The 9,917-nt window shown below is 37.9% G+C and carries 9 protein-coding genes; 4 read left to right on the top strand and 5 right to left on the bottom strand.

All coding sequences use genetic code 11. From position 1 onward, the window contains the following. Positions 1-405: 405 nt before the first annotated feature. From ABY905_RS09890 to accC, 5 genes are all read right to left on the bottom strand, one after another. A complete protein-coding gene (locus tag ABY905_RS09890) occupies positions 406-783 on the bottom strand; it encodes a hypothetical protein (RefSeq protein WP_372643123.1) in 378 nt (125 codons plus the stop codon). 70 nt (positions 784-853) lie between these two features. Then, positions 854-1,774, bottom strand: a complete 921-nt coding sequence (locus tag ABY905_RS09885; RefSeq protein WP_372643121.1) for a DUF4412 domain-containing protein — start codon at positions 1,772-1,774, stop codon at positions 854-856. A gap of 623 nt (positions 1,775-2,397) precedes the next feature. Then, on the bottom strand, positions 2,398-3,933 hold the full coding sequence (locus tag ABY905_RS09880; protein WP_372643118.1) for an acyl-CoA carboxylase subunit beta: 1,536 nt from the start codon (positions 3,931-3,933) through the stop codon (positions 2,398-2,400). Positions 3,934-4,000: 67 nt separating this feature from the next. Continuing rightward, on the bottom strand, positions 4,001-4,510 hold the full coding sequence (locus ABY905_RS09875) for a biotin/lipoyl-containing protein (RefSeq protein ID WP_372643116.1): 510 nt from the start codon (positions 4,508-4,510) through the stop codon (positions 4,001-4,003). 19 nt (positions 4,511-4,529) lie between these two features. Beyond that, complete coding sequence (accC, locus tag ABY905_RS09870) at positions 4,530-6,053, bottom strand: acetyl-CoA carboxylase biotin carboxylase subunit (protein ID WP_372643114.1); 1,524 nt, start codon at positions 6,051-6,053, stop codon at positions 4,530-4,532. Between the two features lie 499 nt (positions 6,054-6,552). Here accC and ABY905_RS09865 point away from each other — a divergent pair, with 499 nt between their 5' ends. The 4 genes from ABY905_RS09865 to ABY905_RS09850 form a co-directional block, all read left to right on the top strand. Next, positions 6,553-6,789 carry a VF530 family DNA-binding protein gene (locus ABY905_RS09865; RefSeq protein WP_372643112.1) on the top strand — a complete coding sequence of 79 codons (237 nt, stop codon included), beginning with the start codon at positions 6,553-6,555 and terminating at the stop codon, positions 6,787-6,789. 200 nt (positions 6,790-6,989) lie between these two features. Then, a complete protein-coding gene (locus tag ABY905_RS09860; RefSeq protein ID WP_372643110.1) occupies positions 6,990-7,493 on the top strand; it encodes a GbsR/MarR family transcriptional regulator in 504 nt (167 codons plus the stop codon). 125 nt (positions 7,494-7,618) lie between these two features. Further along, positions 7,619-8,785, top strand: coding sequence for an efflux RND transporter periplasmic adaptor subunit (locus ABY905_RS09855; protein WP_372643107.1), 1,167 nt, complete (start codon positions 7,619-7,621; stop codon positions 8,783-8,785). A gap of 43 nt (positions 8,786-8,828) precedes the next feature. After that, positions 8,829-9,917 (top strand): efflux RND transporter permease subunit (locus tag ABY905_RS09850; RefSeq protein WP_372643104.1); only part of this gene is annotated, 1,089 nt, incomplete at its 3' end.

The raw sequence follows: 9,917 nt of genomic DNA, 5'->3' as shown, positions 1-9,917 counted from the left end.
GCAAGCCCCTGCAAATAATGGTTTAGAGCTTCATCTGAAGAAGTTGTGATAGGTATTTTGCCCTCGTCTTTTACAGTCCAGGCGATCATCATAAATAGAAGAGGAATGATCGTGAGTGTTAGTAGATAGCTTTGTAAATGATGTTTTTTCATCGCATTATTTTTAATATGAATTAAAAATTGATGAGCTATTAAAAGAAAGCTAATGATTATTTATGGGTAATAAATGTGATCCTCCTTTCAAAAAAAACAGACTTCTTTTAATAATCCATCCCTAAAATTGTATTCCGTTAATATTCTCTTTTTCCTTGCATCATTTGGTTCATCATCTCTTTGAATGAACTTCTGGTAAAGCCTTCAGCTTCTCCGGGGACAATAAACTTTTCTGCTGGTGGATTGGTTTTATTTATTCTCCAAGCTCAGCCATCTTTTTGGCAATATGTTCCATTACTTCACTGGATTCTTTTTCAGGGCTAAAATCAATAAATTTTAGATCTTCTTCTACAATTGCTGTATGTCCAGCGGGCCAGTAAAATACATCACCTGCTCTGACAACTTCATCAGATTTATTATTATATATTAACCTTACTGCACCTTGAAGGACGTACCCCCAATGTGGACAATGGCAACTGTCATTCTCTAATCCTTGAAGGAAAGGGGAAAAGTCCATTCCTTTTGGGAACTCATTATAGGCAATTGTCATACCTCCACATCCGTTTATGTTTCGGATAATTGCATCAGGAGTTTGCATGATGGCTGGAATCTCATCTTTGTTAATTTTCATAATTTGATTTTTAAAAAGGTTTAAAAACTGATTATCTACACTAAATGTTACATTTTCCTTATAAGGTCACTTATTTAGCTCTTTGCCCTTGCATCATTTGGTTCATCATCTCTTTGAATGAACTTCTGGTAAAGCCTTGAGCTTCTCCAGGGACAATAAACTTTTCTGCTGGAGGATTGGTTTTATTTATTTTTGTGATGGCCTGTATCTCCATTCTGGCTCCTATCATAGGATCCATTTGGTAAGTCCGTACCTCAATGGGTATTCTTCCGGAAACGAGGTCCCATTCATCCTTTTCTTTCTTATCATCTGTTTTGAAGATTTTGGATAACTTTTCGGAAACATGCTGTGCTTTTTTTGCCAATCCCAGTATATCATCTGACGCCCAAATTGTCATCACGTCATTGTCCCCTTCTATTATGTATTGGTCACAGCTGTATCCGTATTTGTTCATCTTTTTACCAGTTGATATTATTTTCTGTTTTGATTCCTGCTGCCCCTTTTCGGCTTCCATTACCATCTTTGCTTGTTCCCGCATTTCGGGTGGGAGTTGCTCCATCATTTTTTGGACTGCGTCATTGGCTTCTGCTTGAATATTTTCCATGTCTTCTTTAGACATTTCATATACTTTCTTTTGAGACCAAAGCACGTAGTATATTATACCTTTGTTATAGTTTGATATGACTGTGATTTTGCCCTCTTCTTTGGTTTGGCTATCCACTGCAAAGTTGTCCCCGCTGATGTAGATTGTTGATTTTTGGATTTCCATTTCGTCATATTCACTATAGGCTGACGCTTTTAGTTTACCTTCAGGAAGGTTTAGAAAAAACTTAGCCTCATCTATAGGATCTTCGAAGTCTGTACCCTCTTTAAGGAGTTCATAATTGATTGGAATTTCATACTCAATTTGTTCGATAATGTATTGTGCCTTTAAGGAATTGGCATACATCAATACAATACTCATGACCAATATTATTTTCAGCTTGTTCATATAAACCTCCTCTGAATTTGATTTTAACTAATATTCACTGCTATTTTCAGCATACTTGTAAAATTAAAGCTTATTAGCTGCGGAAACAAAAAAATAATAAGTGTCAAGGTCTTGATTAGTAATGTTTATACAGTATGTGTGGTTTTGTTTAGAATCGTTTTTTTAATAAGCAGATAAGGAATTTTCATGCACTTATTCCTGTCATGCTTCAAGAGGGTGGATATATTCACTACGAATTGAATTTGTTTATTGAAGATGAGAATTCAATTTCTTCTATTGAGAAGTGGTATGATGAGAAACCCTTCATGTTAAGGCGTTTGAGGTGACGTTTTATAGGGAACTTCTACCGTGAATTTTAAAATAAAATCATTATTTTTTTCTTAAGCTCAAGCCGCATGGCTTTTACTTTTCTCCTTAGATGAGAAAAGTAAACAAAAGAATCAAGTCAGCCTGATCCTTGTTTTCTCTATGTGGATGCAACTGGAGCACGCCTCACGGCAGGCTGACAATGGACGCTCATAAGCTTTTTATTCTGGCCTCGGCAGCGCAAGTGGGGCCCCATAGGAGAAAAAGGCTATTGAATGTGATATTCAATAGCCTTTTCTGTTGTAGTATGTAATTGATTAAAGAGGAATATTACCATGTTTTTTAGGTGGGTTGTGTTCGCTTTTATTACGACACATCTCCAAAGCCTGTATCAACTTGTAACGCGATTGCTTAGGTTGAATCACTTCATCGATATATCCCATTTCAGCAGCCTTATACGGATTGGCAAACTTGTCGCGGTAATCCTCAATAGCAGCAGCTCTTTCTTCGTCGCTCAGGTTTTTACTCATAATATTTACAGCACCTTCGGCACCCATTACAGCAATTTCACCCGTAGGGTAGGAGTAATTGATATCGGCACCAATATGCTTGGAAGCCATCACATCGTATGCGCCACCATAAGCTTTACGAGTAATCAAAGTTATTTTTGGCACTGTGGCTTCGGCAAAGGCATATAAAAGCTTAGCCCCATGCTTGATAATACCGCCATACTCTTGCTCGGTTCCTGGTAAGAAACCAGGTACATCAACAAAAGTAACCAGAGGAATATTGAAAGCATCGCAAAAGCGTACAAAGCGAGCAGCTTTTGTCGAAGAATTGATATCTAAAACACCTGCTAAGAAAGCCGGGTTATTAGCAACTATACCAACTGGCTGTCCGCCCAAACGAGCAAAACCAATGGTGATATTCTGAGCATAGAGTGGCATCAATTCAAAGAAATTCTTATCATCAACAACTATCTCGATAATGTCTTTGATATTATAAGGTTTGTTGGGATCAACAGGAACCATTTGCTGTAATTTCTCATCCTCTCGGTGAATATTGTCAGTACAAGGCTTAATCGGTGGATCTTCCATATTATTTGATGGGAGAAAGGTCATCAGCTCTCGTAGCATCATCATGGCTTGCTCGTCGTCGTCAGCAACCAAATGGGCTACTCCCGATTTTGAATTATGTGTAATTGCTCCACCCAATTCTTCTTTTGTAACTTCTTCGTGAGTGACGGTTTTAATCACATCAGGCCCGGTAACAAACATATAAGAGGTATCCTTTACCATCATGATAAAATCGGTAAGGGCAGGGGAGTAAACGGCACCACCGGCACAAGGTCCCATAATGGCAGAAATCTGAGGAATTACACCCGAGCCGCGTACGTTTTGATAGAAAATATCGGCATAGCCAGCCAAAGATTGAACACCTTCCTGAATTCGGGCTCCACCCGAATCGTTGAGTCCGATAATGGGGGCACCCATTTTCATGGCAAGCTTGGTCACTTTTACTATTTTATCAGCATTTGCACTACTCAATGAACCTCCAAAAACAGTAAAGTCCTGTGCAAAAACATAGCAAAGTCTACCGTCAATTTTACCGTAACCAGAAACAACACCATCGCCCAGTATTTTTGTCTTTTCCATCCCAAAATCAGTGGAACGGTGAGTCACCATCTTATCAATTTCGGTAAAGGTATCGGGATCCATTAAATCATGGATTCTTTCACGAGCTGTTTTCTTGCCTCCTGCATGATGTTTTGCAATTCTCTCTTCACCACCACCCAGTTCGGCAGCTTTGCTAAGAGTTTCAAATTTTTTGATTTTATCTTCTATAGTAAGCATGATTCTTTTTTTGTTGATAGGAACTTGAATATCTATGAGGTAAAATACTCATAACTGTGTTTTTGACTTATTCGATATGTATCAATGCCTGATTGGCTTTAATCGTATCTTCTTCTTCTACAAAAATTTCAGAAATGGTACCATCTTTCCCTGCCTTGTATTCACTTTCCATTTTCATTGCTGAAACGATAATAAGGGTATCCCCTTTTTTAACTTCATCGCCTAGTTTAACAGGTATTTTAACAACCTTTCCTGGCATAGGTGATATGATCGTGCTTTGCTCATCTTCTAAATCACCGCCAGTTCGTGCCTGTAAGTATTTAGTTTCAGCATCAATAATTTCAGCATCGTAAGAATGATAAAAAGTGTTGACGGAGTATTTCTTTGGAGAGATGGTATCGATAAGTTCAACATTATACGAACGCCCTTTGAATAGAATGGAATAAATGCCTTTTTCAACTTGGTAACAATCCAGGTCGTATTCATTATTATCCACCATTATTTTTATTTGATTGCCTGATTCTGCTAGCAATTCGACTTTGGCAATTCTATCGCCCAGTTTTATTTCTAGTGACATAATCTATATTTTAAGTGGATTAGTTTTTATTGGCTCTATGCATGGCAGATCGTCGTCCGAATTCTTTCCATTTGGTACCTGATGAGATAACATCACTACCATGTGCATTTTTAAGCTTTTGATTATAGTCTAGAAAGGCGGCAACAATGGCCAGATCTTCGAATCTTTCTTTTGAAGAATCAGGAGCCATTAGGAAATCTTCATTATCCTGAATAAAGTGGGTGTCGTATTTCCCTTCCTTAAAGTCGGGGCATTCCATTATTCTCTCTAAAAATTTAATCGAAGTCTTTACGCCTGTAATTTTATATTCATACAGTGCACGACGCATTCTTTCAATCGCTTCGGTTCTGGTTCTGGCCCAAATAATCAGCTTCGAAATCATGGGGTCGTAATGAATCGGAATTTCGTAACCTTCGTAAACGTAGCCATCTGTTCTAACACCTAAACCCATGGGTTCGGTGATGTGTGTAATGAGTCCAGGACTTGGCATAAAGTTATTGTCGGTGTCTTCAGCGTAAATTCGGCATTCTATCGAATGTCCAAACTGGAAGACATCTTCTTGTTTTATTTCGAGAGGTCTGCCTTCAGCAATATGAATTTGAGCCTTTACAAGGTCGTATCCGGTTACCCTTTCGGTGATAGGATGTTCAACCTGAAGTCGGGTGTTCATCTCTAAGAAGTAGTAGTTGAGATCGTTATCAACAAGAAATTCTATGGTTCCAGCTCCGTGATAATTTACTGCCTTTGCGGCTTCTACGGCAGATTTACCCATTTTCTCTCTCAACTCAGGAGTCATTAATGGAGAAGGTGTTTCTTCAACCACTTTTTGGTGACGACGTTGTACCGAACATTCTCTTTCGCAGAGATGTATGACATTACCATGCTTGTCTCCAAGAATTTGAAATTCAATGTGATGAGGAGAGGAGATGTATTTTTCTACATAAACAGAATCATCACCAAAGGATGATTTGGCTTCGGAACGGGCGGCACGAAGTGAACTGAGAATATTTTCTTCTTTATCTACCATTCTCATTCCTTTTCCTCCGCCACCAGCTGAGGCTTTAATCATGACGGGTAGTCCAACTTCTTTGACTACTCTGAGAGCCATTGCGTCGTCTGTCAGATTCTCTTTGGTCCCAGGCACAACCGGAACACCAGAATTGATCATGGTTGTACGGGCTGTAATTTTATCACCCATGGTCGATATAATTTCAGGGGTAGGGCCAATAAATATGATGCCTTCTTCCTGACATCTTTTCGAAAACTCTGCGTTTTCACTTAAAAATCCATAGCCAGGATGTATGGCGTCAGCTTTTGATATTTTGGCAACCTCAATAATCTTGTCGATGTTAAGGTAGCTTTCATTAGATGGAGCAGGTCCGATAGGGTAGGCATAATTGGCATATCTAACGTGCATCGATGTACGATCAACGTCAGAATATACAGCAATTGATTGAATGCCAATTTCCCTACATGATCTCATAACTCTTAAGGCAATTTCACCTCTATTAGCTACAAGAACTCTTGTTATTCTTTTGGTCATAGTTAGGGTTTTTAATAAATTATGCTCAATTGAATATCTGTTTTAATCTAGATAAGCGTGGTTGATTGATGCATAATTTTGAATTAAGCAGTCTAAATATAAATAAAAAATAAGTGACCTTACTATTTTTCTGTGGAATAAAAAGGAGCCTCGGTCTAAACATTGGTTGAATATACTGATTATGACTATTAGGTAACTGTAAGATTATTAGTGTTTTTGAGTGTGGTTGATTGAGGGTTTGTATTATTGGATAAAAAGATGATAAAGTCGTTTATTGTGAGGTGTATTTTGAAATGTATTGATGTTAAATCTTTGTCATATCAATAGCGTTTTATTTCAGTAATAATGTAAAAAATTAAATAGAATTGTTTGAGGTTTTTCTTTTCTCGAAGATTTTTTTGATAATATAGATTTTCAAATGAAGATTATTTCTAATCTCTTTCATTACATTTGTAGAATCGTTTCTTAAGCGGGTAATGTATTATTAGATTTGGTTCAAATGGAGGAGATTAAGAAAGTCACACAGGTACAAGCATCCAACCCTTTACATGGGGTGACGTTGGTTGATATGTTGGAATATTTAGAGGCCATTTATGGTTGGAAAGAATTGAGCCATAGAATAAAGATTCGTTGTTTTCAGTCCAATCCATCTATCAAGTCGAGTTTGACATTTCTTAGAAAAACACCATGGGCTAGAGAACAGGTTGAGCAATTGTATTTGGATTCCTATAAATAATGGCGTTTTTAATGTAGATGTTTTGCTTTAATGTGGACGCATATAAAATCCAGATCAGTACGATAACTGATCTGGATTTCTTTTTACCTGATATTTGCTGGCTTTAATAATCTTAATTTGTGTTTTTTTATTTTTTAACACTTATTGGTTCGGAAGTAACCGAACTAATCGTATGTTTGCATCATTAAATATCAAAAACTATGAATTCAGATAAGAGCTTAGAAATTCGTAAAAAGGAATTGGTTGAGAAGTTTGGTCTCTTTATGGAGCGTCAGGATAACCTGCCTCCAATTGCAGCCCGAATTTTTGCCAGTCTGGTTGTTAACAAAGGTGATGGAACGACTTTCGATGAATTAGTCGTTTTTTTGGCTGCCAGCAAGAGTACTATTTCTACAAACATACAATTGCTTTCGAATAGGGGAATGCTTACATTTTATACCAAACCGGGTGATCGTAAAAAGTACTTTATTCTATCTCCTGAATCCCTATTGGCCCGAGTTGATGATGAGATTGTTCAGTATCGAATGGAATATCAAATAGTCAAGGAAATAGCAGAGTTCAGGGACGAAATGCATGAAAAGGATGTTGATCCAGCTATTAATAAATCTTACCCTTATCTCGATTTTCTTTCAAGTTCATTATCTCTTTTGGAGACGCTGAAAGAAAATGTAAGAGCAAATTGTGACATGAATTCGCATCACTAATCATCCAATAACATACTAATTAGATAAATACAGACTTCCTGTATTTATTTTTGTGCCTGACGGGTTCGTTTCTGGGCGAACAAAACGAACCTTTAGTAATTAACTCTCAAATAATTTATACAATCATGATAAAAGGTAAATTTCTAACAATTATTGGCATAGCCCTATTGGCTTTGTCTTCCTGTAACCAATCAGGGAAACCTCAAATGGCTCATAAGGCAGCACCTTTTCAGGTTCAAACTGTCGAGAAAGCTGATGTGACGATTTATAAGGAATATGCTGCCAATATAGAAGGCGAACAAAACGTGGAAATCCGTTCAAAAGTGGATGGTTTTATCGAAAAGATATACATAGACGAAGGGACTACCGTAAAAAAGGGACAGCTCTTATTCAAACTTAGTGCTGAGACTTTAAACCAACAGCTTAATGCTGCAAAAGCCAATATAGAGGTTGCAAAATCGCAGGTTGAAGTGGCACAAGTTGAACTTGAAAAAATAAGCCCTTTGGTTGAGAAGAATATCATCAGTGGCATTGAGCTGAAAACAGTAACCAGCAAGTTGAATGCGGCTAAAGCCCAATTGAATGCAGTTGAGGCTAACTATTTAAATGCAAAGGAAAATCTGGATTATACCATTATCACCAGTCCTGTGGATGGTATTGTTGGTAGCATCCCATATAAAGTCGGCAGCTTGGTTGGTCGAAATGAAGCGATGGCTCTAACCACAGTTTCAAATATCAATAATGTGTATGCCTATTTTAGTATGAATGAGAAACAACTTTTGGAGTTCATTCGAAGTTTAGGTGGCAATAGCATGGCAGAGAAGATTGATCAAATGCCTGAAGTTGAATTGTTTTTGGCTGATGGTAGTTTGTATAATCAGAAGGGGAAAATTGAAACCATCAATGGTATGGTGAATCCCAGAACTGGTAGTGTGAATTACCGTGCTAAATTCCCAAACACCAACAGATTGTTGCGCAATGGTAACAGTGGAAGAATTAAGTTCCCAACTCAATTACAAAGTGCCATTCTTCTACCTCAGAAATCTACTTTCGAATTACAAGGAAAGCGTTTTGTTTATGTTGTAGGTGAGGGAGATAAGGTTGAATCAAAAGAAGTGATCGTCTCTGAGACTGTGGGGAATGATATCATTGTTCAAAGTGGTGTAAAGGCTGGCGAAGTTATCGTAAATGATGGCTTGATCAAGCTTCGTGAAGGTATGCAGATTATACCGAATCCGATTGGTTTAGCTGTTCAGCCTGGTTCAAACAAAGAAGTTTTATCTGACAACTAATCACTAATTATCTATTGATAATTACCAATTAAAACTGCATATCATGTTTCAAAAATTTATAGAACGGCCGGTATTATCGACTGTTATCTCCATATTAATTGTTATTCTCGGTGTGTTGGGCTTAACATCCCTTCCTGTTCAGCAGTTTCCTGAAATTGCACCTCCAACGGTGAAAATATCGACTTCGTATCCTGGTGCCAACGCCGAAACCGTTTTGAAATCGGTGGTTGTACCTATCGAAGAGGCTGTGAATGGGGTAGAGGGTATGACTTATATGTCGTCGAGCTCAAGTAACTCTGGGGCGGCAACAATCAATGTTTATTTCGAATTGGGAACCGATGCTGATATTGCTGCGGTAAAGGTGCAGAATCGCGTGGCTACGGTTAACAGCAAACTGCCTTCGCAGGTGATCAAAGCTGGGTTAACCACTCAAAAGGTTCAGAATGGGGTATTGATGTTCTTTTCCCTGTATTCGGAGAATAAGGATTTCGATGCGACTTTTGTAGAGAACTATGCTCGTATCAATATGATTCCTTTGATCAAGCGTATCAATGGTGTGGGTGATGCCAATGTGTTTGGTTCTCGTGACTATTCCATGAGGATTTGGTTGAAGCCTGAGAAAATGGCTGTCTATGGCTTATCTCCTCAGGATGTTGCGAATGCTTTAAATGAGCAAAATATTGAGGCTGCTCCGGGTAAGTTTGGTGAGAATTCATCTCAGTCATTCGAATATGTGATACGCTATAAGGGGAAGTTCTCTGAAGTATCAGAATATGAAAATATCATTTTGCGCTCAGAAGGCAATAACAACTTCCTGAGATTAAAGGATGTGGCAAAAGTTGAATTGGGTGCTTTTAGTTACTCAACTCAAAATAAAACGGCGGGTTATCCTTCTGTGGCTATGGCGGTTTATCAAACTGCAGGATCGAATGCACAAGAAATCGTAAAAGAGATTGAGAGAGTGCTTGAAGAATCATCTAATGATTTTCCTCCGGGGATTAAATATGTTATCCCTTTTAATACCAATGAGTTTTTGGAAGCTTCTATCGATCATGTTGTCATGACTTTAATTGAAGCATTTCTTCTTGTGTTCTTGGTAGTCTTCTTATTTCTACAGGATTTCCGATCAACT

Origin of the sequence: Ancylomarina sp. (assembly GCF_041555295.1) — a bacterium.
GTDB lineage: Bacteria > Bacteroidota > Bacteroidia > Bacteroidales > Marinifilaceae > Ancylomarina.
The sequence above is the reverse complement of the archived record's forward strand: the minus strand, read 5'-3'. Positions and strand labels throughout refer to the sequence as shown.